Origin of the sequence: Methylobacterium sp. 092160098-2, assembly GCF_028920805.1 — a bacterium.
GTDB lineage: Bacteria > Pseudomonadota > Alphaproteobacteria > Rhizobiales > Beijerinckiaceae > Methylobacterium > Methylobacterium fujisawaense.
In genome coordinates this window covers 1,499,987-1,524,847 of the sequence record NZ_JAQPZJ010000001.1, presented here as the reverse complement: position 1 = coordinate 1,524,847, position 24,861 = coordinate 1,499,987, and the positions used below count along the sequence as shown (strand labels likewise).

General features: G+C 71.5%; 24 protein-coding genes. 12 read left to right on the top strand and 12 right to left on the bottom strand.

Translation table 11 applies throughout. The annotated features are described in order from the left end of the window. The first annotated feature begins 98 nt into the window (after positions 1 to 98). The 3 genes from PQI07_RS07125 to PQI07_RS07115 all read left to right on the top strand — a co-directional run bounded on the left by PQI07_RS07125 (position 99) and on the right by PQI07_RS07115 (position 2,612). The gene (locus PQI07_RS07125) at positions 99 to 704 is read left to right on the top strand and encodes a cation efflux transmembrane domain-containing protein (RefSeq protein WP_179697637.1); all 606 of its coding nucleotides are present in this window, start codon (positions 99 to 101) and stop codon (positions 702 to 704) included. A gap of 22 nt (positions 705 to 726) precedes the next feature. Next, positions 727 to 1,578 (top strand): metallophosphoesterase, encoded by an 852-nt coding sequence (locus PQI07_RS07120; protein WP_274926345.1) that lies wholly within the window; start codon positions 727 to 729, stop codon positions 1,576 to 1,578. A gap of 140 nt (positions 1,579 to 1,718) precedes the next feature. After that, positions 1,719 to 2,612 (top strand): transporter, encoded by an 894-nt coding sequence (locus tag PQI07_RS07115; protein WP_043350152.1) that lies wholly within the window; start codon positions 1,719 to 1,721, stop codon positions 2,610 to 2,612. Between the two features lie 185 nt (positions 2,613 to 2,797). On the opposite strand, the gene PQI07_RS07110 is transcribed toward PQI07_RS07115, so the two are convergent. Continuing rightward, positions 2,798 to 4,243: a homospermidine synthase gene (locus PQI07_RS07110; protein ID WP_043350149.1), complete on the bottom strand. Its 1,446-nt coding sequence runs from the start codon at positions 4,241 to 4,243 to the stop codon at positions 2,798 to 2,800. Between the two features lie 376 nt (positions 4,244 to 4,619). Here PQI07_RS07110 and PQI07_RS07105 point away from each other — a divergent pair, with 376 nt between their 5' ends. From PQI07_RS07105 to PQI07_RS07090, 4 genes are all read left to right on the top strand, one after another. After that, the gene (locus tag PQI07_RS07105; protein ID WP_164706345.1) at positions 4,620 to 4,796 is read left to right on the top strand and encodes a hypothetical protein; all 177 of its coding nucleotides are present in this window, start codon (positions 4,620 to 4,622) and stop codon (positions 4,794 to 4,796) included. A gap of 102 nt (positions 4,797 to 4,898) precedes the next feature. Further along, positions 4,899 to 5,606 carry an invasion associated locus B family protein gene (locus PQI07_RS07100; protein WP_274926344.1) on the top strand — a complete coding sequence of 236 codons (708 nt, stop codon included), beginning with the start codon at positions 4,899 to 4,901 and terminating at the stop codon, positions 5,604 to 5,606. A 127-nt stretch (positions 5,607 to 5,733) separates the two neighbouring features. Continuing rightward, complete coding sequence (locus tag PQI07_RS07095; RefSeq protein ID WP_274926343.1) at positions 5,734 to 9,126, top strand: hypothetical protein; 3,393 nt, start codon at positions 5,734 to 5,736, stop codon at positions 9,124 to 9,126. After that, entirely contained in the window at positions 9,123 to 9,284 is a 162-nt protein-coding gene (locus PQI07_RS07090; RefSeq protein WP_274926342.1) for a hypothetical protein, read from the top strand. The genes PQI07_RS07095 and PQI07_RS07090 overlap by 4 nt, the downstream gene beginning before the upstream one ends. A gap of 124 nt (positions 9,285 to 9,408) precedes the next feature. On the opposite strand, the gene fliP is transcribed toward PQI07_RS07090, so the two are convergent. Genes fliP through PQI07_RS07075 form a run of 3 tightly spaced genes read right to left on the bottom strand, consistent with a single transcriptional unit; the run spans position 9,409 to position 11,742 of the window. After that, positions 9,409 to 10,191 (bottom strand): flagellar type III secretion system pore protein FliP, encoded by a 783-nt coding sequence (fliP, locus tag PQI07_RS07085; protein WP_446720942.1) that lies wholly within the window; start codon positions 10,189 to 10,191, stop codon positions 9,409 to 9,411. Further along, complete coding sequence (locus PQI07_RS07080; protein ID WP_274926341.1) at positions 10,188 to 11,255, bottom strand: flippase-like domain-containing protein; 1,068 nt, start codon at positions 11,253 to 11,255, stop codon at positions 10,188 to 10,190. The genes fliP and PQI07_RS07080 overlap by 4 nt, the downstream gene beginning before the upstream one ends. Positions 11,256 to 11,310: 55 nt before the next feature. Next, a complete protein-coding gene (locus PQI07_RS07075; RefSeq protein ID WP_053610823.1) occupies positions 11,311 to 11,742 on the bottom strand; it encodes a hypothetical protein in 432 nt (143 codons plus the stop codon). Between the two features lie 192 nt (positions 11,743 to 11,934). On the opposite strand from PQI07_RS07075, the gene PQI07_RS07070 reads away from it, so the two are divergent. Together PQI07_RS07070 and PQI07_RS07065 are read left to right on the top strand one after the other, a co-directional pair. After that, positions 11,935 to 13,245: a KpsE/RkpR family capsule polysaccharide export protein gene (locus PQI07_RS07070; RefSeq protein WP_043386053.1), complete on the top strand. Its 1,311-nt coding sequence runs from the start codon at positions 11,935 to 11,937 to the stop codon at positions 13,243 to 13,245. Between the two features lie 102 nt (positions 13,246 to 13,347). Further along, complete coding sequence (locus PQI07_RS07065) at positions 13,348 to 13,632, top strand: hypothetical protein (protein WP_043347393.1); 285 nt, start codon at positions 13,348 to 13,350, stop codon at positions 13,630 to 13,632. Between the two features lie 109 nt (positions 13,633 to 13,741). Here PQI07_RS07065 and flbD read toward each other — a convergent pair whose 3' ends face one another. The 8 genes from flbD to PQI07_RS07025 form a co-directional block, all read right to left on the bottom strand. Beyond that, a complete protein-coding gene (flbD, locus tag PQI07_RS07060) occupies positions 13,742 to 15,103 on the bottom strand; it encodes a sigma-54-dependent transcriptional regulator FlbD (RefSeq protein WP_274926340.1) in 1,362 nt (453 codons plus the stop codon). 93 nt (positions 15,104 to 15,196) lie between these two features. Continuing rightward, complete coding sequence (gene fliN, locus PQI07_RS07055) at positions 15,197 to 15,529, bottom strand: flagellar motor switch protein FliN (protein WP_012321962.1); 333 nt, start codon at positions 15,527 to 15,529, stop codon at positions 15,197 to 15,199. Between the two features lie 10 nt (positions 15,530 to 15,539). Continuing rightward, entirely contained in the window at positions 15,540 to 16,151 is a 612-nt protein-coding gene (locus PQI07_RS07050; protein ID WP_043347399.1) for a FliH/SctL family protein, read from the bottom strand. After that, positions 16,148 to 17,206: a flagellar motor switch protein FliG gene (locus PQI07_RS07045; RefSeq protein WP_043347401.1), complete on the bottom strand. Its 1,059-nt coding sequence runs from the start codon at positions 17,204 to 17,206 to the stop codon at positions 16,148 to 16,150. Before PQI07_RS07045 ends, PQI07_RS07050 begins: the two co-directional genes overlap by 4 nt. 25 nt (positions 17,207 to 17,231) lie before the next feature. Next, positions 17,232 to 18,860 (bottom strand): flagellar basal-body MS-ring/collar protein FliF, encoded by a 1,629-nt coding sequence (gene fliF / locus PQI07_RS07040; protein WP_043347402.1) that lies wholly within the window; start codon positions 18,858 to 18,860, stop codon positions 17,232 to 17,234. A gap of 370 nt (positions 18,861 to 19,230) precedes the next feature. Then, positions 19,231 to 19,506 carry a CtrA inhibitor SciP gene (gene sciP, locus PQI07_RS07035; RefSeq protein WP_007569077.1) on the bottom strand — a complete coding sequence of 92 codons (276 nt, stop codon included), beginning with the start codon at positions 19,504 to 19,506 and terminating at the stop codon, positions 19,231 to 19,233. A gap of 91 nt (positions 19,507 to 19,597) precedes the next feature. Continuing rightward, a complete protein-coding gene (locus tag PQI07_RS07030; protein WP_043386058.1) occupies positions 19,598 to 20,287 on the bottom strand; it encodes a flagellar hook assembly protein FlgD in 690 nt (229 codons plus the stop codon). Positions 20,288 to 20,376: 89 nt separating this feature from the next. After that, positions 20,377 to 21,540, bottom strand: coding sequence for a flagellar hook-length control protein FliK (locus tag PQI07_RS07025; protein WP_274926339.1), 1,164 nt, complete (start codon positions 21,538 to 21,540; stop codon positions 20,377 to 20,379). Between the two features lie 667 nt (positions 21,541 to 22,207). Between PQI07_RS07025 and mnmA the strand changes: the two genes are divergently transcribed. The 3 genes from mnmA to PQI07_RS07010 are packed head-to-tail and all read left to right on the top strand — an operon-like array spanning position 22,208 to position 24,832. After that, positions 22,208 to 23,362, top strand: a complete 1,155-nt coding sequence (mnmA, locus tag PQI07_RS07020; RefSeq protein ID WP_043357434.1) for a tRNA 2-thiouridine(34) synthase MnmA — start codon at positions 22,208 to 22,210, stop codon at positions 23,360 to 23,362. Between the two features lie 25 nt (positions 23,363 to 23,387). Continuing rightward, positions 23,388 to 24,041: a class I SAM-dependent methyltransferase gene (locus tag PQI07_RS07015; RefSeq protein ID WP_043357432.1), complete on the top strand. Its 654-nt coding sequence runs from the start codon at positions 23,388 to 23,390 to the stop codon at positions 24,039 to 24,041. Then, the gene (locus PQI07_RS07010) at positions 24,038 to 24,832 is read left to right on the top strand and encodes a TVP38/TMEM64 family protein (RefSeq protein ID WP_053610826.1); all 795 of its coding nucleotides are present in this window, start codon (positions 24,038 to 24,040) and stop codon (positions 24,830 to 24,832) included. The genes PQI07_RS07015 and PQI07_RS07010 overlap by 4 nt, the downstream gene beginning before the upstream one ends. Positions 24,833 to 24,861: the final 29 nt, after the last annotated feature.

The following is a 24,861-nucleotide window of genomic DNA, read 5'->3' as shown; positions in this document are numbered from 1 at the left end:
GGACAAAGGCTGAAGGGCCTCGAACTTTCTTGAGCCGCCGACAGGGTTTTCTCAACAGCCGCTCGACAGAGCCGTGCGCGTCGGCGAAGAGGCGTCCCGTGATCGCCGATGATGTGCCCCCGCCCGCGCGGCCCGCCCTGCGCCCGGTCGTCGCCCGCGTGGCGGCGCTCAACCTCGGCTATTTCAGCATCGAGATCGCGGTGGCGCTCGCCATCGGCTCGGTGGCGCTGATCGCCGACAGCCTCGATTTCCTCGAGGACGCCGCGATCAACCTGCTGATCTTCGCGGGCCTCGGCTGGAGCGCGCGCAACCGCGCCCGGCTCGGGACCGCCATGGCGGGCATCCTGCTGCTGCCGGCGCTGGCGGGCGCCTGGGCGGCCTACGGCAAGATCGCCGATTTCACCGCCCCCGCCGCTCTGCCCCTGACCCTCGCGGGTCTCGGGGCACTGGCCGTCAACCTCACCTGCGCGCTGATGCTCGCCCGGCATCGCTCCGGCTCGGGCAGCCTGACCCGGGCGGCCTATCTCTCGGCACGCAACGACGCCTACGCCAATCTGGCGATCATCGCCGCCGGCCTCGTGACGGCCCTCCACCCATCCCCCTGGCCCGACCTCGTCGTGGCGGCCGGGATCGCGATCCTCAACGCCGACTCGGCCGCCGACATCCTCAAGGCGGCCGCGGCCGAGCGCAGAGCCGCACGATAGCGGCCCCTCAGCAGCGACCATCATGCGCATCTTCCCCATCTCGGATCTGCACCTGGAGCGGCGCCGCCTCGACCTGATCGCGCCGCCCGCAGAGCCGTTCGACCTGCTCGCCTGCCCCGGCGACCTCCACGAAGGGCATCCCGAACGGGGGCTCGCGGCCCTGCTGCATCTCGCCCAGGGGCGGCCGATCGTGCTGGTGCCGGGCAACCACGAGCGCTATGCCCCGACCGGGGACCGGCGCACCGCACCGGAGCTGCTCGCCGCCCTGGAAGACGAGGTCACGCGGCTCAACGAGCTGGGTGCCCGGATCCATCTGCTCCAGCGCGCGCAGAGCTGCGTCATCGACGGCGTCCGCTTCGTCGGCACCACCCTGTGGAGCGACTGGGACCTCGCCGGGCGCTGGCTCGCCCCGGATGCCCCGGACCGGCCCGCCGATCCGGTGGCCTACGCGGCCGCCCGCATGACCGATCCTGTGACGGGCTCGCGGGAATATCTCGGCGCGATCCGCAAGGCCGACGGCAGTCCCTGGCAGCCCGCGGACGCGATGGCGGAGCACCGGATCGAGCGGGCCGCCCTGCACGCGGCGCTGCAGATCCCGCACGACGGTCCGACCGTCGTGGTGACCCATCACCCGGCGAGCCCGTTGGCCGCGGACCGGTTCCGGGACGTGGCCGGCGTTCCCTGGTGGGTGCCGGCCTTCTATGCCAGCACGGCCCTCGACGCCCTTTCCGATCCCGCGCGACCGGCGCTGTGGATCTCCGGGCATTTCCACGCGGGCCACGACCTCGCGGTCGGGCACTGCCGCTGGGTCTCGAACCCGGTGGAGGGCGCGACCTACCGCGGCGATTTCGTCGTGGAAGTCGAGAACCGGTGATTTAGTCCCGTCCCAAGAGATCGCACCGTCGAGGCTGTGCCGTTGCGCACGGCTTGGCCGTAACGGCGGGATGTTGTCGGAGCGAGCGCCCGTCCAACCCTGATCGGCCCCGCATCCCGGGGGCCTGGTTCGGGGTTCTCATGGTCGGATTTAGCCTGACGTCACGCGGGTTCGCCGCGGTGGTTCTTGCCGTCACCGCTCCCATCTCCGTCGCGTCGACGGCGACGGGCGCCCGGGCGGCCTCCGCTGCGCAGCCGGGGCAGACGGTCGGTCTGCCGGTGGGCGATCAGCTTCCCGTCGGCCTGTATTTCGTGAACCTGTCGAGCTTCGGCGTGCGCGGCACCCGCCCGCGGGATTCCGCGACCAACGTCAACCTGCCGACCTTCGCGTGGGCGACGCCCTGGGACGTCGCGGGCGCGCGCCTGCAATTCTTCTTCACCCAGCCGATCGCGGCCGCGAGCAGCCAAGGGGCGCCCTACCAGAGCGGCGTCGGCCAGCAATTGCTCGCCGCGCAGCTCGCCTGGGATCTCGGCGGGGATGTGGGTGTCAGCTACCTGTTCGGCGGCTACCTGCCGATCCAGACGCGCTTCCTGACCCAGTCCGCCTCGCTGACCCACCGCTTCGCGGTCAGCTACACCGGCCAGGGCTGGAACCTCACGGCGAACCTGCTCTACGGCGTCTTCCTCGACCCGCGCTCGCCCAGCGGCACCCTGTACCCGGACTACCTGAACCTCGACCTGACCATGACGAAGAAGTTCGGCGCGTGGCAGGTCGGCGCGGTGGCGTTCGGGTCGACGGACCTTCCCACCGGGGTGGCGAGCTACCGCCCGCAGGGGCAGATCGCGGTGGGCGGTCTCGTCGGCTACAATTTCGGGCCCGTGAACCTCCAGGCCTACCTCACCCACGACGTGGTCGAGCGCAATTACGGCGGCCGCGAGGTCCGCGGCTGGCTGCGGGCGATCGTGCCGCTGTACCAGGACAAGAACGAGGTCGAGCCGGGCCGCACCCTGGTGACGCGGCGGCAGGCCGAGTAGCCAAGCCGGCTGACGCTGTCCGGGCTGGTGCCATCCCGGGCGCAGGCGGCGGATCCGGGTCACGGACCGCTGCCGCGCGGCGAATGCACGACGACGGGGCCGGACGGGGCCCCTTTTGCGTGCAGGATTGCGCTGCCGTTCAGGCGGCGGATCCGCGCCCCGGCTGACGGGGCGCGGCAGAGCCTTCAGCCGTGCACCAGCACGTTGCGGAACTGCCAGGGATCGCTGGTGTCGATGTCCTCCGGGAACAGGCCCGGGCGATCGGTGAGCGGCGTCCAGTCCGTGTACACGCCCACGACCGGACCGAGATACGGGGTCTGGACCTCCAGGCAGCGGCGGAAATCCATCTCGTCGGCCTCGACGATGCCGGCCTCCGGGTTCTCCAGGGCCCAGACCATGCCGGCCAGTACCGCCGAGGTCACCTGCAGGCCGGTGGCGTTCTGGTACGGTGCGACCCGGCGGGTCTCCTCGATGGAGAGCTGCGAGCCGTACCAGTAGGCGTTCTTCTTGTGGCCGTAGACGAGCACGCCGAGCTCGTCGATGCCGTCGACGATCTCGGTCTCGTCGAGGATGTGCTGCTGCTCCTGCACCTTGGCCGCCTTGCCGAACATCTCGTGGAGCGACAGCACGGCGTCGTCGGCCGGGTGGTAGGCGTAGTGGCAGGTGGGCCGGAAGACCGGCTTATCGCCCTCGCGCACCGTGTAGTAGTCGGCGATCGAGATCGCCTCGTTGTGGGTCACGAGGAAGCCGAACTGCGAGCCGGCGGTCGGGACCCAGGTGCGCACCCGCGTGTCGGCCCCCGGCTGCAGCAGATAGATCGCGCAGCGCGAGCCCTTCTCCTGCTCGCGGGCGTTGTCGGGCTTCCAGGTCTCGTGCGTGCCCCAGCCGAGCTCGGCCGGCTGGTTGCCCTCGGAGACGAAGCCCTCGACCGACCACGTGTTGACGAAGACGCCGCGCGGCTTCGGATTCTTGGCGCGCTGCGTGTCCCGCTCGGCGATGTGGACGCCCTTCACGCCCAGATCCTTCATCAGGGCGGCCCACTCGGCCTTGGTCTTGGGCTCCGGCCGCTCCAGGCCGGTATCCTGGGCGATATTCAGGAGCGCCTGCTTGACGAACCACGAGACCATGCCGGGATTGGCGCCGCAGCAGGAGACCGCCGTGGTGCCGCCCGGCTTCTGCTCGCGGGCATCGAGGATGTTCTCGCGCAGGGCGTAATTGGTGCGGTCGCCCTGGCTCTTGGTCTTGTCGAAGTAGAAGCCCGGCCAGGGCTCGGCCACGGTGTCGATGTAGAGGGCGCCGAGTTCGCGGCACAGCTCCATGATCGCCCGCGAGGAGGTGTCGACCGACAGGTTCACGCAGAAGCCCTGGCCGCCGCCTTCGGTGAGGAGCGGGGTGAGCACGTCGCGGTAGTTCTCCGGCGTCAGCGCCACCTTCTCGAAGCGCAGGCCGTGCTTCTCGGCGAGGGCGCGATGCGTGTCGACCGGGTCGATCACCGTGAAGCGGGCCCGGTCATACTCGAAATGGCGCTCGATGAGCGGCAGGGTGCCCCGGCCGATCGAGCCGAAGCCGATCATCACGATGGGGCCGGTGATCCGGCCGTGGATCGGGTGACGGGTCGGCTGATCGGTCATGCGGGATATCCTCGTTGGCGGATGCCGGGCGCGTCCGCTCATCTGGCTCGCGGGCGGGTTATGGCGCGCGTGTGACAGTGCAGCGACAGGCCCGCGCCGCCGGAGCGGTGCCGGTGCGGTCCAGGGGCCGAGTCGCCGGAAGCGCGCTCAATGGCCGCTCGCCCGTCGCCGGTCAACCGCGCGGATCCGCGCCTTCGTTAACGGCATCTTGCACGCGCCCGGTCGAAACCATGACCTCGACGCATGCGCCCCCCGCCTTGGAACGGATGGCAGGCTCCGCGTGCAGGGCTCATATTGCAGTGCAGCAAGGTCACCGAGAGGACCGCAGGAACTGGGGAGCGTGGAAACGCCCGGGCCCTCGCACTTGGAGTCCGTCATGCTCGCGCTCATAACCTCCCGGATCCCCGGCCCGGCCGTCGAGACCGCCGACCGTGATCCCGGCTTCCTCACCCTCGTCTTTGCGGTCGCCCGTGGCCTGCGCAACGGAGCGGAGACCGCCTTCGCGCGCCGCTGCGCCCTGGCCCGCGCCGTCGGCGGCCCGAATCCGCTCTGAGGGCGGCCCCCGACCCACTGACGATGCTCCGGACGATTGCGTCGCCCCGGCTAGGGCATTAGGCGGCTCTGCCGTCCAATGGCTTCGGGGGATCGTGATTCCATGCCGACATTTCGTGCGCATCTGCGTCTCAGCCTGATCGCGACCTTGCTCACGGCGGTCCCGATCCTGGCGGCGCGCGCACAGGATGCCGAGCCCGAGGCCGCGCCGGCCGCCGAGGCACCCGCCAAGGCCCGTCCCAAGCCCCGGCCGAAGCCCGTCCCCCACAAGGCGGCCAAGCCCGCGGAGGCCGCCAAGCCCGCCGAGGCGGCGAAATCCGAGGCGGCCGCCACGCCTGCGGCGGCGCCGGTCCACGCCGCGTGGCCCACCGGAGCCAGCACCGTCAGCGAGAGCTACGGCGACTGGACGATGACCTGCACGCGTCCGAACGAGAAGGTCACCTGCATCGTGGCCCAGGCGCAGGGTGATTCGCAGACCGGCCGGCGCAAATTCGGCATCGAGCTGCAGACGCCGGCGAACGGCCGCTCCGAGGGGATCGTGCTCATGCCCTTCGGACTCGCCATCGAGCCGGGCGTGACCTTCAAGCTCGACGAGCAGACCCTGGGCAAGGGTGCGCCCTACACGACCTGCAGTGCCGAGGGCTGCATCGTGGCGATCAGCTTCCCGACGCTGGCCCTCGACGGCATGCGCACCGCCAAGGCGCTCACCGTGACCGGTCAGAAGGCGGGGGGCACCGAACCGGCCACCGTCTCGGTGCCGCTGTTGGGTTTCCCCCAGGCCTTCGACCGGGCCGTCGCCCTCAGCGGCTGAGGCCCGTCGCCTTTTCGGGTTACGGTTAAGCCAGCGTTAGCCGCAGCGCGGCAGGATCCCGCCGAGATGTGGCGCCGCGCGCCGCGGCGCGTCCAGTGCCGCGCGCCGGGTTCGGATCGGCGAGGCGATGGGATCGGTGGGCGGGCGACCCCGGGTCGGTCGAGGACGTGGCGTGCGGCTGCTGACGACGGCGTCGCTGGCGCTGCTTGCCCTTCTGGCGGCGATCGACCCGGTCCTGGCCGCACGGCTGATCGGCGCGAAGGGCAGCGAGAGCGGCAACGGTGCCGGCGGTTACGGCCGGATCGTGTTCACCTTCGACAAGCCGGTCGCGATCAAGACCAAGCTCGCCGGCGGCGTGCTCCTCGTCGGCTACGGCGAGCGGATCGCGGCCGGGCCCGAGCACCTCGCCGACGACATGCCGGCTTTCGTCGCCAGCGTCCGCCGCGATCCTGACGGGACGGGCCTCCGGCTCGCCCTGCAGCGGCCTTACCAGGTCAACGTCCAGACGGCCGGCGAGCGGGTGTTCGTGGACCTGCTGCCGGAGGGCTGGTCCGGCCTGCCGCCGCCGCTCCCGCCGGAGGTGATCGCCGAACTCGCCCGCCGGGCCCGTGCCGCCGAGGAGGCGCTCAGGGCGCGCATCCCGGAACCCGTGCGCCGGCCGCTGTCGCTCGAACTGGCGCGGCTTCCGACCTTGACGCGGCTGTCGCTGCGCCTGCCCGCCGAGGCCGTCTCAACGGTGACCGCCGAGGGGCCGGCGACGCGGGTGCGGGTGGTGGGGGCCTGGACCATCGACACGGGCGAGACCCGCGGCCGTCCGAGGCCGGGCATCGCCAAGCTGGCCACGGAGATCGACGCGAGTTCGGCGAGCCTGCTCGTCACCCCCGAGGACGGCTTCACGATCGGCACCGAGCGCGAGGACGGCGCCATCATCGTGGACGTGGTCCGGCGCAAGCCGCCGGAGCCGGCGACGACCGCCGTCGACGTGCCGGGGCCAGCCGCTGCGACAGCGTCGCCGCCGATCCCGATCCCGGTCCCGCCGCGCCAGGCGGCGCCGGCCGCTCCGCCCCGGCCTCCCGAGGCACCGCCGAAGCGCCGTGCCGGCGGCGGCCTGGTCTTCCCGTTCCAAACCCTGCCGCCGGCCGTCCTGTTCGAGCGCGGCGGCGTCGCGACCCTGGCCTTCGAGACCGCCGAGCCGGTGACCCTGCCGCCGGCGAGCCAGGGGCTCGCGCCAATGGGGCCGCCCGCCCGGAGCGGCCCGCTCACGGTGATGCGGTTTCCCGTCCCGCCCGGACGCCTCGTCGATCTCAGCGCCGTCACCACCGCCAGCGGAGTCGCCTGGGAACTCTCGGCGGGCGAGACGCTGAGTCCGAGCGACACGATCGATCCCGTCCGCAAACCCGATCCGTCCGGCCGCATGGCCGTCACCCTGGCGCTGCCGCATCCCGGTTCGGCGACGTGGCTCACCCTCGACAACGAGCGGATCGCGGTGGTCACCTCGGCCGCGCAGCGCCCGATCGGCAACCCGAAGAGCCGCCGCTTCGTCGATTTCGAGATCCTGCCGAGCCGGCACGGTCTCGCGGTGCTGGCCGGCGCCGACGATCTCGCCGTGCGACCCGAGCTCGAGAGCGTCTCGATCGGCCGTGAGGGCGGTCTCGCCGCCTCCATGGCGGCCCGCAAGCCGGAAGCGGTGCTCGCGGATGCGGGTGCGCTTGCGATCGCGAAGGAGCCCTGGGAGCGTGCCCGGATGGGCAACGTCCGCGAGACCCTGCGCGGCCTCTTCGACGCGGCCGTCGCTGCGACGCCATCCGAACGCGGTCCGGCCCGCCTCGCTTTGGCGCGTGCGGATCTGGCCAACGGCCTCGACTACGAGGGCCTCACGGTCCTCGAGATCGCGGCCGCCGACGATCCCCTCCTGGCCTCCCAGCGCGAGACGGCCATCCTGCGGGGCATGGCCCTGGTGCGGATCGGCCGGAACGCGGAGGCGCTGAAGGCCCTCAGCGTGCCGCCCCTGGCCGATGATCGCGAGGCCGCCCTGTGGCGGGCGATGGCGGCAGCGGGTGCGGGCGACTGGAAGGCGGCGGAAGCCGGCTTCCTCAAGGTGCTGCCGCTGGCCAGCGGCTATCCCACGGATGTGGCGCAGCTGATCCGGGCGAGCGCGGCCGAATCGGCGATCGAGAACGGCGATGCCGAGACCGCCGCCGCCCGGGCCGAGGCAGAGCGTCATCTGGCGCCCTGGATCCGGGACCGCTTGGCCCTGGTCCGCGCCCGCGTGGCCGAGGCGACCGGCCAGACTGAGGCGGCCCTCGACGCCTATGCCCGCCTGGAGGATTCAGCCGTGCGGCCGGTCTCGGGCGAGGCCGCCCTCAGGGGGGCGCTCCTGGCTCGGGCTTCCGGCAAGCTGGCCCTCGATGCCGCCACGGAGCGGCTGGAGCGGCTCGCCCTGACCTGGCACGGCGGCCCGGTCGAGGACGGCATCACCGCCGGCCTCGCCCGCCTCTACCTCGACGCGGGCCGGTGGCGGGACGCCTTCACGGTGGTGCGCCGGGCCAATGCCTCCGCGCCCAACGCCCCCACCACGGAGGCCCTGACGCGGGAGGCGCAGATGGCCTTCGAGAACCTGTACCTCACCGACAAGGGCGACAAGCTCTCCGGGATCGAGGCCGTGGCGCTCTTCTTCGACTTCCGGGAGCTGAGCCCGATCGGGCGGCGCGGCGACGCGGTGGTGCGCCGGCTGGCCGACCGCCTCGTGGGCCTCGACCTCCTCGATTCCGCCGCCGACCTCCTGAAGTACCAGATCGACAACCGCCTCACCGGCCCGGCGCGGTCCGCCGTGGCGACGCGGCTCGCGACGGTGCGGCTGATGGACGACAAGCCGATGGAGGCGCTCAAGGCCCTCGACGCCACCGAGCTGCCCGAGCTCCCGGGCGAGCTCAGGCGCGCCCGCGGCCTGATCCGCGCCCGTGCCCTGTCGGACCTGACCCGGACCGACCTCGCCCTGGAGACGATCGACGGCGAGAGCGGCCCGGATATCGACCGGCTGCGCGCCGACATCTACTGGGGCGCACGCCGCTGGCGCGAGGCCGGCGAGGCCCATGAGGCGCTGCTCGGCGATTCGTGGCAGTCCGGCCAGCCGCTGGACGATCAGGCGCGCGCCGACGTGATCCGCGCCGCGATCGCCTACGATCTCGCGCACGAGGCCATCGGCCTGGAGCGGCTCAAGGCGAAGTTCTCGGAGGCCATGGCGGCGAGCCCGGACGCCCGCACCTTCGCGCTCCTGACCGGCATGGACCCGACCCGGGCGCCGGGCTTCCGGGACATCGCCGCGCGCGCCACGAAGGCCCAGACCCTGTCGGCGTTCCTGGCCGAGTATCGCAAGCGCTACCCGGACGCCGCCACACCCGCGCGCGGCGGGCCGGACGCACCCGGCGCGAGCGGCGAGGCGTCCCAGGAGGCTCCGCAGGCAGGCGGGGCGGGCGGCCAGCAGAGCAGCGCCGGATCGCCCGGCGCGCCGCCCGGGTGAGCCGGCCCGTCGATCCGGACGCCCTCCTGACGACCGACGACGGTCGCGTCTGCACGCCCGAACGGAAGGCCGAGCGGCGCGAGTTCCTGTGCGGCCTGCAGGGCGCCGGCACGTCGAGCGGGATCGCCCGGAAGGGGCCGCAGGCCGGCCGCGTCTAGGCCGATGCCGCGCGGCCCGTCAGGCGACTCCGCGCACCGATCCCCGCCATCGCGCGATCCTGCGGTGTCGCCGCGGAGGCCGTCCGGATTCGCCCGGATCGTCGACGGCCGGTCGCGGCTGCCGTCATCCGCCGTAGCTCTGGACCAGCGAGCCGGCGACCAGGGTCCAGCCGTCGACCAGCACGAAGAAGATCAGCTTGAACGGCAGGGCGACCGTCGCCGGTGGGACCATCATCATGCCGACGGCCATCAGGACCGACGCGACCACGAGGTCGATGATCAGGAACGGGATGAACAGCAGGAAGCCGATCTCGAAGGCACGGCGCAGTTCCGAGATCATGAAGGCCGGGGTCACGATTTCCAGGCCGACATCCTCCGGGCCCTTCGGCGCCGGCACCTTGGCGAGGTCGAGGAACAGCTTCAGGTCCTTCTCGCGCACATTGCGCAGCATGAAGGTCTTGAACGGCGCCGAGGCGCGCTCGAACGCCTGCGCCTGCGTGATCCGGCCGGCGACCAGCGGCTCGATGCCGGCGCTGTAGGCCGCGCGGCCCGTGGGGGCCATCACGAAGGCGGTCAGGAACAGCGCCAGGCTGACCAGCACCGCGGTCGGTGGCGCCGTCTGGGTGCCCAGCGCCGACCGCAGGATCGACAGCACCACGACGATGCGGGTGAAGGCCGTGGCCATGACCAGCACCGACGGGGCCACCGCCAGGACGGTGATCAGCGCCACGAGCTGCAGGGCGCGCTCGGTGGTGCCGCCGGCGCCCAGATCGAGGGTGACGCTCTGCGCGAGGGCGGGGCCGGTGGCGAGCAGACCGCCGGCCAGTCCGGCCAGGGCGAGCAGCTGCAGGCGCGGCTTCGGGACAAGGGCCGCCGGGCGAGGCGGCACGGGACGATTCTGGGTCACGGATTGTCGCAGCTGGGTGTGGCCGGACGCACCCCGGCCCGGCGCGCTTCGAGGTTCTGCCAGACGAGGAGCGCCGGCAGACCGAGCACCACGTCGGGCACCCGGCGGGCGAGCGAAAGGGCGAGGGCGGTGCCGGCATCGATGCCGAACAGACCGCAGACCAGGACGAGCCCGCCCTCCTGCACACCGAGGCCGCTCGGGACCGGAAAAGCGGCGGCCTTGATCGCCTGGCTGAGCGCCTCGATCACCAGGATGTCGGCCAAGCCGACATGATCCACGCCGATGCAGGCGAGGACGACGGCGACCTCTGCCGTGCCGAGCAGCCAAGCCAGCGCGTGCAGGACGAAGGATTGGGCCAGGTGGCCCCGTCGGCTCGGCGCCCAGATCGTGTCCAGAGCCCCCTGGATCCGCCGGGGCGGCTCGGGGCGCGCCTCGGTCTCGCGCACGAAGCGCCGGCCGAGGGCGGTGAGCCGATCCTCGATCACCCGCACGATGCCGATCCGCTGGAGGGCGAAGAACGCCGCGACCACCAGACCGGCCACTGCCAGCGTCCGCAGCGTCCAGCTGGCGAGCGCAGCCGCTTCGGCGCCCTGGACCCGGCTCAGGAGGCCCGCGCCGAGACTGGCGAACAAAGCGAGGGTTCCGACCTGGAAAAGCAGGTCGGCCAGGACCGAGGCCGCCGCCAGGGACCCGGCAACACCCCAGAAGGTGAGAAGGCGTGCCCCGAGGACGTCTCCGCCCACCGAGGCGACGGGCAGCAGAACGTTGATGCCTTCGCGGACGAAGCGCAGGATCAGACAGGCCGGGCCGGCCGGGGGCGGCAGCCCGTCGAGGATGCGCGCCCAGGCGAGGCCGCAGAGGAGGATCACGAGGATCCGCACCAGCGTGACGCCGGCGAAGCCCGCGAAGCCGATCCGCCCGAAGGCCGTGGCCACGGCGGCCAGATCGTTGGTCGCCACGAGCCAGACGGCGAGACCGAGGCCGATCAGGGTACCGATCAAGGGGAGGCGACGCAGCACGGCGTGGGCTGCCCGCCGCTTCCGGGAAACGTTGTTGCCGGTCACGGTGCGGGGGCCTCGCGTCGAGAGGCGGGCAAGAGCGCGCTCCAGGTTGTGCCGGTCAGCGGACCGGCGGCGATTCGTCGGATGGTATCGCCGCTAGAGCGGTATTGGGGCCGAATTCGGGGATTGCACGGCGGGGCAGGACGGGATCGAGTACGGCGGCACGCGCTTCGGCCGGGCCGGCGGCGGGATCGAGCAGGAAAACGCGGCCCGCAGCCAGGCTCGCGCCGGTGGCGACCGCCACCGCGCGCTTGGGGCAGGGGCCGAGGCAGCCCGATTCCACGACACAGAGCTTCCTCCGGCGGCCGGCTCCCCCGTCCTGGACGGCCTGCTTTCCGGCCTTTTTCAGCAGGGCACGGAGGTCTCGGCCGCGCAGACCCTGCCGCTTGGCGCATTTGGAACAGACGACGACGATCTCGGTGAGCTTGGTCTTGGCCGAACGGCCGGTCGGGCGGCCATCCACGCCCGGGACATGGGGTTCTGTCATCATCCAGAGACTGTAGGACGCGATACCCGGTGCGGGCTACGGTGCCTGTCGCCGCGGTGCAGCGACGGGCGGAGCGGCCAAGCCGGGTGCCATAAAAAGGGCCTAAAAGAACGGGATTCCGGTTATCGCGCACGGGCCGCCCCTCGGCCGGCGCCGCGGCAGCGGAACCGGCGCAGACCCAGGAACAAAGAGCGGATGAGCTTCGACGACGTCAAGGACGACACGCGCGAAGGCGAGATCGTGACGTTCGCCGCACCGACGATGACCGAGTTGCGGCGGAGCGCGGAGACGATCCGGCCGGTGCCGGAGAAGCGCACCGCACGAGCGCTCGTCGCCTCGGTCCGTGAGCGCCTGGACTGGACCCGTCTGCCCGGTCTGCGCCCGCGGCAGGAGGACACGTCGAGCTACGGCGCACGGATCATCCGCCGGATCGGCTTCTTCGTGCTTTTGCCCACCCTGGTGGTCGGCCTCTACCTGTTCGCCTTCGCGTCCAACCAGTACGTCGCGGAGGCCCAGTTCGCGGTGCGCGGCAATGTCGAGCCGATGGAGAACATCTCGCTCGGCCAGTACACGAACCTGATCCAGAAGCATAACAGCCAGGACAGCTTCATCGTCCGCGACTACATCAACAGTCAGACCCTGGTCGAGGCTCTCGAGAAGAGCATCGGCATTTCCAAGATGTTTTCGCGGTCCGAGGCGGACTTCTGGGCGCGCTTCGATCCGACCGATCCGATCGAGGATCTCACCAAATACTGGCGCAAGCACGTCGAGGCGCATATCGACTCGATCTCAGGCGTGATCCGCCTGTCCGTGCGCGCCTTCACGCCCGAGGACGCCCTGACCATCGCCCGCGCGGTGGTGTTGCGCTCCGAGGCTCTGATCAACGACATCTCGAAGCGGGCGCAGTCCGACATGGTCGCCCAGGCCGAGGCCGACGCCAAGGTCGCGCAGGACCGCCTGCGCAAGGCGCATCTCGCGCTGCAGGCCTTCCGCAATCAGTGGGGCGTGATCGATCCGATCAAGTCAGCGGAGGGAACGCTGACGGCCCTGACGTCCCTGCGGAAGGACAAGCTGAAGGCCGAGAACGACCTGCAGGTCCTGCGCGGCTCCAATCTGGACGAGCGGTCGCGCTCGATCCAGACGCTGGTGGCCAACATCGCGGCCATCGACCAGCAGATGAAGACGCTCCAGGACGAGATGACCAGCGCCACCGCCGGCGCGGGCGGGCAGAACCTGACCGAGGCTCTGCTCCAGTACGAGGGCCTGCTGGTCGAACGGACCATCGCCGAGAAGCTCGAGGAATCAGCCCACACCCTCCTCGACCGGGCCCGCGTCTCTGCCAGCAAGCAGCACATCTTCCTGGCCACCTTCGTGCCTCCGGTCCTTCCCACCGACAGCCTCTACCCCGAGCGGGGCCATACCCTGCTGGTGGCGTTCTTCTGCTTCCTGGTGATCTGGAGTTCGTCCGCGCTCCTGCTCGCAGGCATCCGCGACCAGAGGATGTAGCCGCGGTCGCGGCTCCCGGATCTGGATCCGGGGCGGCGCGGTCTGTAGAGGGAGGCGGCCCGGCCTTTCGGGCGTCCCAGAATGAGCGAACGCTAACACGCCATGTCGGATTTCTCCGATCTCGTCGCGAAGGCGATCCAGCCGTCGATGACCCGTGAGGAGCGCGAGGCGGTCTACACGGTGGTGCGGCAGGCCGTGCTCCGGCTGCAGGAGCGGGAGGCGCTGCCCGCCGACGATCCGCGGGTGGCCCTCCAGCGCCACCTGGTCGAGGAGACGATCCGCGACGTGGAGGGCGACGTGGCCCGCTACGAATCGCTGCGCAAGCTCGACGCGGCCTTCGCGGCCCAGACCGAGGCTCATAAGGCGGCGCAGAGCGGGCGGCGCTAGGTCCGTTCACGACCGCGTCGAGACAGCGCCATCCACATCGATTCCGGGCCGGATTTCCGCCGAGCGGGAGCGCGCCTGAGCGGGGATCGGTCCCGCGACCCCTGGCGCGTCAGCCGCAGGCGACACTCGTCCGGACGCTCCCGGGCTCGGCCACTTCGAGCCCTGCCGAGACGTATTCGTTGAGCTTGTTGCGCAGGGTCCGGATCGAGATGCCGAGGATCCGGGCGGCGTGAGTCCGGTTGCCGAGGCAATGATCCAGGGTGTCGAGGATCAGGTCGCACTCGACCTGCGCCACGGTCCGCCCCACCAGCCCGCGGGTGGCGGCCTCGGCGACCTGCGCGGCGCGCGCGGCCGGTCCCTCGGCCGCGAAAGTCTCGCCGTCGGGCGAGAGAATCGCCTCCGGGCCGATCGTGTCGCCCGAGGCGAGCAGCACCGCCCGGTGAAGGGTATTCTCCAGCTCGCGGACGTTGCCGCGCCACGGGTTCTTCAGCACCAGGGTCCGGGCTTCCGGAGAGAGCGGGCGGACCGGCATCCCGTTCACCGCGGCGTATTTCCGGGCGAAGTGAGTGGCGAGTTCGATGATGTCGGCCGGACGCTCCCGCAGGGGCGGCAGCCGCAGGGCGACGACGTTGAGCCGGTAGAGCAGGTCCTCGCGGAACGTGCCCTTCCGGACTTCCTCGGCGAGGTTGCGGTTCGAGGTGGCGAGCACGCGGATGTCGACCCGCACCGGCGCCGTGCCGCCGACCCTATCGATCACCCGCTCCTGGAGGGCCCGCAGCAGCTTCGCCTGCAGGCGCACGTCCATCTCGGAGATCTCGTCGAGGAGCAGCGTGCCGCCATTGGCCTCCTCGAACCGGCCGATCCGTCGGGCGACCGCCCCCGTGAACGCCCCCTTCTCGTGGCCGAACAGCTCGGATTCGAGCAGCGCCTCGGGGATCGCCGCGCAGTTCACCGACACGAAGGGCTTGCCCGCCCGGTTGGACTTCTGGTGGACGTGGCGGGCCAGCACCTCCTTGCCGGTGCCGCTCTCGCCGGTGATCAGCACCGAGGCTTCGGAGCGCGCGACCTGCTCGGCGAGCTTGACCACCCGCTCCATGGACGGGTCGCGCCAGACGAAGGCCGCGCGATCCGTGGCGACCGCCTCCAGCACCGCGGCGATCATCTCCGGGTCGGGGGGGAGGGGGATGTACTCCTTGGCGCCGGCCCGGATCGCCGCCACGGCGGCCGACGCGTCCGCCGACACGCCGCAGGCGACCACCGGCGTGCGGATCCGCTCCGCCTCCAGGGCGGTGACGAGCTCGTGGATCGGCAGCCCGACATCGATCATGATCAGGTCGGCGCCCCGGGCGCGCAGGACGTTGAGGCCCTGCGGCACGGCATCGGCCTGCGTCACCGACGCGCCGCGCTGCATGCAAATCTTCGAGGCGGTGATCAGCTCGCCATTGAGCCGCCCGATCATCAGAAGCCGCATGGTTCGTCCCTCTCAAACATCCTGGCGCGGGTTACGCGCCGAACTGGCCTGCGGCCGTCGCCGGCGCCCGGGCCACATTCTCGGTCGCCCAGGTCATTCACCCTTGACGATCTCGGTCATCGTCACACCGAGCCGATCCTCCACGAGGACGACCTCGCCGCGGGCGACCAGCCGGTTGTTGACGAACACGTCGATCGCCTCGCCGACCTTCCGGTCGAGTTCGAGAACCGCCCCGGGCGCCAGCCGCAGCAGGTCGCCGATCGGCATCCGGGCCGAGCCCAGGACCGCCGAGACCATGACGGGCACGTCGAAGAGCTGCTCCAGGTCGGCGGCGGTCTTCGGGGTGGTGGGCGCGTCGCGGATCGAGCCCGCCGCGTAGTCGGTGTCGTGCTCGCCGAGCTGGGGCAGGCTGAAATCGTCGGACATCAGGATCTCCTCACAGGCTCGTCGGCAGGCCGAGGGCGTCCAGCACCGCCGCCTCGATGCGGGCGCGCTCGCGGACGATGCCGCCGTCCGCCCACTCGATGCGGGCGTCGCCCGCCGCCATGTCGGGGTCGCCGAGGACGACGAGGCGGCCCTCGTAGCCGCGCTCGCGGGCGAGGCGCTTCACCAGGGTCTCGACCTCCTCGACGAGGCTGTCGTGCACCCGCACCACCAAGTGCGGCACGCCGCGCAGATGCTGGAGCGCCGTCCGGGCCGCCTCGCCGATGCCGGCGAGCGGGGCGGCATCGAGGGCGTCGCCCGCCACCTTGCGGGCGATCAGCATGGCCACCTCGACCGCTTGCGCCTCGCGCTCGGTGTCGCGGGCGTCGGCCTGGGCGATCAGGCCCGCGGCGGCGAGCGCCAGGCGGGTCATGGCGTCGGCGAGCCGCCCCTGGACCTGCGCCTCGGCCTGGGCGCGTCCCTCCTGCAGGCCGCGGGCATGCGCCTCGGCCTCGGCGCGGAGCGCGGCCTCGGCGGCGCGCTGGGCCTCGGCGCTCGGGCGGGCGCTGCGGAAATCGGTCTCGAACAGGAACGGCTTGGCGCTCCGGGCGGATTGGGCGCTCAATAGACCAGCTCCTCCTCGGCGCTATTCTTGGCGATCATGATCTCGCCCTTCTCGGCGAGGTCCTTGGCGATCTCGGTCATCTTCGCCTGGGCCTCGTCGACCTCCTTGAGCCGGACCGGCCCGAGGGCGGCCATCTCGTCGGTGAGGTTCTTGGCAGCCCGGGTCGACATCTGCTGCATGAAGAAGGCCCGGGTCCTCTCGTTGCCGCCCTTCAGGGCGCGGCACAGGGTGTCGTTGTCGACCGAGCGCATCAGCGTCTGGACGCTGCCGGGATCGAGCTTCAGCAGGTCCTCGAAGGTGAACATCAGCTCGCGGATGCGCTTGGCCGAGCCGCGGTTGGCCTGGTCCAGGGCGGCGAGGAAGCGGCCTTCCGTCTGCCGGTCGAAGGCGTTGAACACGTCGGCCATCATCTCGTGGGCGTCGCGGCGCTGGGTCTGGGCGATGGTGGAGACGAACTCGACCCGCAGGGTCTCCTCGATGTGGCGCAGCGCCTCCTTCTGCACTGTCTCCATGCGCAGCATCCGGTTGAGGCAGTCGATGGCGAAATCCTCGGGCAGGATGGTGAGCACCTTGGCGGCGTAGTCGGCCCGCACCCGCGACAGCACCACCGCCACGGTCTGCGGGTACTCGTTGCGCAGGAACGAGGCGAGGATCTCCGGGTCGACCTGGGCGATCGAGGCCCAGACGCGCTTGCCCGACGCGCCCTTGATCTCCGCCATGATCAGCGAGACCTGATCGCTCGGGAAGATCTTGAGGAGCAGCGCCTCGGTCCGCTCGAAATTCGACGAGATGCCGCCGCTGTTGCCGAGCTTCGTCACGAATTCGATGATCAGCTTCTCGACGGTCGTCGCCTCCAGCGTGCCGAGCTGGACCATCGCGGCGCTGACCTTCTTGATCTCCTCCTCTTCGAGCGCCTGCCAGATCGGCGCGCCTTCCTCCTCACCGAGCATCAGCAGGAGCGCGGCGGCGCGCTGCGGACCGGGCATCGCCGCGAACGAATCGCCGCCCGCCGTCGCCAGCGTGTTCGCCAAACCCTGTCCCGCACCTGCCGCCATCGTGTTGCCCTCGACGCCCTACGCTTCACTCTTCCTGGATCCAGGTGCGCAGCACCTCGACGGTCTCGGACGGGCTCGCCCGGACCATGTCGACCACGCGCTGGACCGTCTCGGCCTGGACCTGGCCGTTGATCTTGGCGAACTCCATCAGCCGCGCGGTCGGATTGTCGCGGTCGATGACCGTCACGGTCCCGCTCGGACCCGCAACCACGGCGTCGCCGGGAAAGCCCATGCCGGCCGCGGCCAGAGCCGGCGCCTCAGGCACCGGCGCGAGCACCTGGCGCACCAGGGGGCGGACCACCGTGAGGAGGACGATGAGGGTGAGCAGCGCCAGGACGGCGAGTTCGGCCATCCGCAGCACGTCCTCCTTGGTGGGGGCGAGCAGCGACTGGATGAGCGTGGGCTCGGTGAATTGCGGCACGCTCGGCGCCTCCGCGAAGCGCAGGTTCACCACCTCGATCTGGTCGCCGCGGGCCTTGTCGAAGCCGACCGCGCCGCGGACCAGGGCGGTGATCCGCTCGATCTCGGCGGGCGTGCGCGGGCTGTAGGTCTGCTTTCCGTCGGGCGCGGTGGCGTACACCCCGTCGAGGACGACGGCGACCGACAGGCGCTTGATCCGGCCGCCCTCGGCGATCTCGGTCTTCGTCACGCGGGAGATCTCGTAGTTCGTGGTCTCCTCGTTCTTGTTCGTCGCGTCCTTCGGCGTGGGCGCCTTGTCGCCGCCATTGGCGCCGGGCAGCTCGTTGCCGACGCTGACCTGCCCCTCGGCATTGCCGGTGACCGCCGATTCGGTGCGGGTCTGGGCGGAGCGCACGACGCGGCTCTCGGGATCGAAGGTCTCGGAGCGGCTTTCGATCCGGTTGAGGTCGAGTTCGGCGTTGACCTGGACGCGGGCCCGGCCGGTGCCGACGATCCCGGCGACCACGTCCTCGATCTGGCCGCGCAGGCGCCGTTCGAGGGCGGCCTGCCGGTCCTCGAAGCCGCTGGCGACGTCGGTCCCCGCGTCCCGGGCGCCGTCCGCCAGCAGCCGGCCGCGCTCGTCGACGATCGAGACCCGGTCGGGCTTGAGGCCTTCGACCGCGGAGGCCACGAGATGGCGGATCGCCCGAACCTGCCCGGCGTCGAGGTCGCCCATCAGCTTCAGCACGATGGCGGCGCTCGGGCTCTCCCGGTCGCGCTCGAACAGGCGGCGCTCCGGCAGGACGAGGTGGACCCGGGCCGCCTGGACCCGGCCGATCGCCCGGATCGAGCGGGCCAGCTCGCCCTCCAGGGCGCGCAGGTGATTCACGTTCTGCACGAAGTTGGTGGACGAGAACGCATCGCCCTTGTCGAAGATCTCGTAGCCGACCCCGGCCTGGGTCGGCAGCCCCTTGCCGGCCAGATCCATGCGCAGCTTGGCGAGGTCGGGGCGGGGAGCCAGGATCGTCTGCCCGGCATCGCCCCGGGTCTCGTAGCGGATTCCGCGGCTGTCCAGCTCGCGGACCACGGAGGCCGAGTCCTGCATCGACAGGTCGGAGAACAGCACGCCCATATCGGGGCGCGAGACCCGCAGGATGATGAACGCGAAGAAGCCGATGAGGGTCAGCGTCACCGCCGCCATGGCGGCGATTCGGGCCGGTCCGAACTTCGTGACGAGATCGAGGACCGGCTTCACGGGAGGATTCGCTGCACTCTAACGCTGGCGGACCCCGGCGGCCCGCTCGGCAGAAATTGCCCAGGTCGTGGTTAGCGAGGCGTTAATGCCGCGCAACCGGGCTCCGAAGGCGGGCGCCGGAACAGCACGAAGCCGCGCCCGGAATCCGGACGCGGCTTCGTGGGTTCTCGGATTCGGGCGATCCACCCCACCGGCGCCGTCGACGTGGTCGCTGCGGGAGTGAGGCCATCGCGTCAGTCCAGGATTGCGAAGCGGAGCCCGTCATCCAGAGCCGCCGACGCGCCGGGTTTCGGCACCCTCGGTCGTGTTGGGGTTCCGGGGGCGTCTGCAGCATCCCGGAACGATGGCGCCCGACAGAGGCGTCGGATAATCAGTGGCGGTAATGCTGGATCCGCGTCGTCCGCAGGCCGGCGAGACCGTGCTGGTCGATGGAGAACTGCCAGCTGAGGAATTCCTCGGTGGTCAGCGTGTAGCGCTTGCACGCCTCCTCCAGGCTGAGAAGGCCGCCGCGCACCGCGGCCACGACCTCGGCCTTGCGCCGGATCACCCAGCGACGGGTGCTCGGGGGCGGAAGATCCGCGATCGTCAGGGGGCTGCCGTCGGGCCCGATCACGTACTTCACTCTCGGGCGGCTCGGTTCGGTCATGATACGCTCTACACTCGACTGACCTGTCGAGCATTGAAGGTACTTGCGCCCGCTTAAGAGATGTTGAAGCGAGTCACTCGGATGTGATTCGTTAAGTGCCACTTGTGGACAACCCGATGGTCTGCACGCTGGACAGCGGCACTTTCTGGGAGCCGATGATCAGCACCGGTGTCGTCCCGCTGAGATCGACCTCGTCGACGGTGCCGGTGAGGCTCGTGTCGACCGCCACGGTGGCGCCGGTGGCGTCGGTGGCCGAGACCTTGATCGAATAGTTCCCATCCGGCGCGGTCAGGCCCGCGGAGGTCTTGCCGTTCCACGTGTAGGCCTGGCTTCCGGCGGTCAGCGTCGTGCTCTGCGTGGCCACGACGTTGTTCTGGGAATCGAGGATCGAGATCACCGCCTTGGAGGCGGCCCGGGCGGGCGTCAGTGTCCAGGAGGCCGAGCCCTTGGACAGCTGCGACGCGCTTCCATCCGCCGTCACGGTCTTGCCGATGTAGCTCGTGGCCGAGGCCGAACTCGCCGATTGCGACGCGCTCAGGATGCTGTCGAGGCGGTCGTTCGATTTGAGCTGCTGCTCGACGCCGGCGAACTGGACCAGCTGCTGGGTGAACTGATTGGTGTCCATCGGATCGAGGGGGTTCTGATTCTTGAGCTGCGTGGTCAGCAGAGTCAGGAACTGCGTGAAGTTGCTGGCGATCTCGGTGGAGTTGCCGCTGCTGCTGCTCGACGACGCGCTCTTCGTCGCCGTCGTGCTGGTGAGGCTGGATATGCCGCTCGTCATGCTGATCTCTCCGGTGCTGCGCCCTGGCGCGGGCCTGGATGCGCGCTGTGTCTGTGTCGGTTCGCGATGCGGGCGCTTGCGCGCGCCGCCTAGATTCTCATGTCGACGCCGCCGTAGCCGCGCAGAAGGCGGATCGGGGCGATGTCCTGGGAGGCCTCGGCCTGATCCTGGGACCAGTTCGCCCCGTTGCTGCGGGGGGAATCCCCCTGCTGGCCGCCGCTGCCGCCCTGGGCGCTTCCGTCGCCCCGCAGCGACAGGTTGATTCCGCCGCCCGAGGGGTCGAATCCCGCCTGGGACAGCGCCTGTTGCAGCTGGCCGGCGTCGCGCTGGAGCAGGGCCAGGGTCTCGGGCCGGTCGACCACGAGGTGGGTCATGACCCGGCCATGCGCCTTGTCGATCTCCAGCTTGACGTCGATGCGCCCGAGTTCGGCCGGATCGAGCCGGATCTGGAACTCGTTCGATCCGCGCAGGGAGCGCAGGCCGATGGTCATCGGCACTTGGCCGATGGGGATGGGCGGATCGGTCTGGACCGGCGCGGCGGTCTGGTTCGGCGCAGCGGTGCCCTCTGCGGCCTTCGTCGTGCCGACGGCCGGGCTCGACGGGACCGGCGGCGTCTGGCCGCCCTGCGGGGCCGGGGGCGTGCCTGAGAGCGGACCTGCGCCCTGTCCCATATCGGCCAGGGCAGTCAGGAAATCCTGGCCGTCCTTGTCCGATGTCGCGACCGCGGAGCCGCCGGCCGCCTGGCCCTCCACCGGGACGGTGCTCTTCCCCACCGAGCCCGGCTCGTTGCCCGCGCCTGCCGCCTTCGCCCCGGAGGGGATGCCGGCGATGCCCGATACGGCATCACCCGCGGGGCTGCCGACCGGCCCGCCGCTGCCGGGAGCGCCCACGGCTGCGCCCGTTCCGAGGAGCGCTGTCCCGCCGTCCTGCGCGGTCGCCGCGCCGGTGCCCGCGGGCGCCTCGGTCTTGACCGTTCCGGTCGCCGCGCCGCCCTCGGTCAGCGCGGCGATGAGGGCCAGCAGCGAGGCGGCAGGGTCCGAACCGGCGGGCGGGGCGGCGGGCTCGGCCGTCTGCGGCGTCGTCTGCGGCGCCGTCGTCTCAGCCTGCACCGTCGTCTCGGCCTGCGCCGCCTCGGGAGCCGCCGTGTCGCCTGTGGCGGAGGCGCGATCCGATGAGGTCGTGGCAGCCTCGGAGCCCTGTCGTGCGGCGGGTTTCGCCTGGCCCGTCTGTGTGTCGCGCGCCGCGGCCGGCATCCGCGCTTCCGGGCGTGAGTCTGCGGCAGCGCGCGGTGCGTCGGCCTTGCCGGTACGCCCCGCCGGAGCCGTCGCCTCCGCCTGTCGGGCGCGGTCGGCCGTCCGGTCCGCGGCGCGGGCCTCGGCCTGTCGCGCCGAATCCTGCGCACGGTCGCCGGCCGCCCGGGCGGCCTGGGCCTGATCGCGCTGATCGGCCTGTCGGGTGCGGGCCGACGCGGCGAGGTCGCGCAGGTCGGCCGTGCGGGCGCGTCTCCGCCGCGTCGTCGCGGGCCTGGGCGGCGGTCAGGGCGGCGCCGAAGCGATCCTGCGTCGAATCCCCGGCCCGGGCGGCCACGCCCGCCGCCTCCCAGCCCGACCGCGGGGCAGACGCACTCCGCGCGGACGGAATCCAGGTGGTGACATCCAAACGATCCGCCGCACCGCTCGCCATACCGGACTCCTCTGGGCCGCCCGCAGCAAGCTGTGCGCCACCGGGGTGGCCCGCTAAGAGACTGAAAAATATAGTGCTCTTCCGCGGCGCGCGGCGCGGCCCTGATCGAACCTGCCGCCCGATCGGCAGGATCTGCCGGGTGTCGGCGCTGGCCGCCCTGGAAAGCCGGGCGAAGTCCCGCTATAGACGGCCCGTGCAGCCAGGAAGCTTCCGGGCCGGCGGCTGCGGACCCTCGCGATGAACGCCCTCGATCTTCCCAAAGCCCCCCACGAGACGCGCGTCGTCGTCGCCATGTCGGGCGGCGTCGATTCCTCCGTGGTCGCTGGCCTGCTGAAGCGGCAGGGCTTCGACGTGGTCGGCGTGACGCTCCAGCTCTACGACCACGGCGCGGCGAGCCACCGCAAGGGCGCCTGCTGCGCCGGCCAGGACATCAACGATGCACGGGCTGCGGCGGAGCATCTCGGCATCCCGCATTACGTCCTCGACTACGAGGACCGCTTCCGCGACGCGGTCATCGAAAAGTTCGCCGAGAGCTACCTCGCGGGCGAGACGCCGATCCCCTGCGTCGAGTGCAACCGCACGGTGAAGTTCCGCGATCTGCTGGGCCTCGCCCGGGACCTGAACGCCGATGCGCTGGCCACCGGCCATTACGTGGCGAGCCGGGCGCTGCCGGGCGGCGGCCGGGCGCTCCACCGCGCCCTCGATCCGGCCCGGGACCAGAGCTACTTCCTCTACGCCACCACGGCGGAGCAGCTGGCATTCCTGCGCTTTCCCCTGGGCGAGCTGGAGAAGACCGAGACCCGCGCGCTCGCGAAGGATCTCGGCCTGTCGCTCGCCGAGAAGCCGGACAGCCAGGACATCTGCTTCGTGCCGCAGGGCCGCTACAGCGACGTGATCGCCCGCCTGCGCCCCGATGCGGCGCGGCCCGGCGAGATCGTCGACCTCGCCGGCCACGTCCTCGGCCGGCACGACGGCATCGTCCACTACACGGTGGGGCAGCGGAAGGGCCTCGGCCTGTCCGGGCCGGAACCGCTCTACGTGGTGCGCCTGGAGCCGGATGCGGCCCGGGTGGTGGTCGGACCACGCACAGCCCTGGCCACGACCCGGATCCGCCTCTCGGACCTGAACTGGCTCGGCGAGGGCCCGGCCGAGGCCGTGCGCGACCTGCCGGTGGCGGTGCGCGTGCGCTCGACCCGGCCGCCGCGCCCGGCGACACTCACGGTCGGGCCGGACGGCACGGCCGAGATCGTTCTCACCGAGCCCGAGGACGGCGTGTCGCCGGGCCAGGCCTGCGCGATCTACGCGGATGACGGGCCCCGGGCCCGGGTCCTGGGTGGCGGCACCATCCGGCGTGTCGACGCGTTGTCGGCCCGGCCCCGCGAGGCCGCCTGATCTCAACCTCTGGAACCTTCGAACGATGCTGAGCGAGCCGCAGATGGCCGGGCCGAGCACGGCCCTGATGCGCAAGGCCTATGCCCGCTGGGCCCCCGTCTATGACGTGGTCTACGACAAGCTCACCGAGCCCGCGGCCCGCGCCGCCGTCGAGGCGGCGGCCGAGCACGGGCCGCGGATCCTAGAGGCCGGCGTCGGCACCGGGCTGGCGCTGGGCTACTATCCGACATCGAGCTTCGTCTGCGGCGTCGACCTCTCCGAGGACATGCTCAAGCGCGCCCGTGCCAAGGTCCGGCGCCGGAACCTGTCCCACGTGAAGGGGCTGCAGGTGATGGATGTCTGCCACCTGGGCTACGCCGATGCGAGCTTCGACGCCGTGGTGGCGCAGTTCCTCATCACCCTGGTGCCGGATCCCGAGGCCGCGATGTCCGAGTTCCTGCGGGTGGTGCGGCCGGGCGGCGGCATCGTGCTCGCCAACCATTTCGGCCAGAGCGACGGCCCGGTCGCCCGGGTCGAGGAGATCGTGGCCCCGCTCTGCACCAAGATCGGCTGGTCGTCGGACTTCAAGGCGACGCGGATCGAGGCCTGGGCCCGGCGCAACGGCGTCGAGGTCCTGGGATTAAAGCCGACCTTCCCGGGCGGGTTCTTCAAGATCCTGCGGATGCGCAAGCCCGGGTGATCGAGACCGGGAACGCGCCCGTCGGCGAAGAGCGGCGTGATGGACGCTGGAAGCGGCTGCGGCGCTGGCTCCCGCTGGTGCTGCTCCTGACGGTGTCGGCGATCGTCGTGGTCTCCGGCGCCGCCCAGCTCCTGAGCCTCGACCGACTCCTCGCCTCGCGGATCTGGCTGCGCGGCTTCGTCGAGGCCGGCTATCTCCGCGCCTTGGTCGCGGCCTACTGCCTCTATGTCGGGGCCGTGGTCGTGTCGGTGCCGGCCACGCTGATCCTGACGATGGTCTGCGGCTTCCTGTTCGGCATCGTGCCGGGCGCGCTCACCGCGGTCTGCGCGGCCACCACGGGCGCCGCCCTCGTGTTCGCCATCGGCCGGGGGCCGGGGGCCGACCTGCTCCGGCGGATCGGCGGCACGCGCCTCGCCGGGCTGGCCGAAGGCTTCCGGCGCGATGCCTTCGGCTATATCGCGGTCCTGCGCCTCCTCCCCCTGTTCCCGTTCTGGGTGACCAACCTCGCCCCCGCCGCCTTCGGGGTGAAAATGCGGGTCTTCGTCCTCGCGACCTTCCTGGGGCTGCTGCCCGGCGCCGTCGTGTACGCCACCACGGGAGCGGGCATCGAGGACGTCGTCGCCGCCCACGAAGCCGCCAAGGCGGCCTGCCTGGCGGCGGGGGCGGGCGGCTGCGACGACGCCCTGACCCTGCGGGCCCTCGTCACGCCCAAGATGGTGGCGGGCCTCGCGATGCTAGCCGTCTTCGCCCTGGTCAGCGTGCTGCTGAGCCGGCGCGCCAGACGCGGCTGAGAGCGACGCCCGGGATACGCAATCCTCCG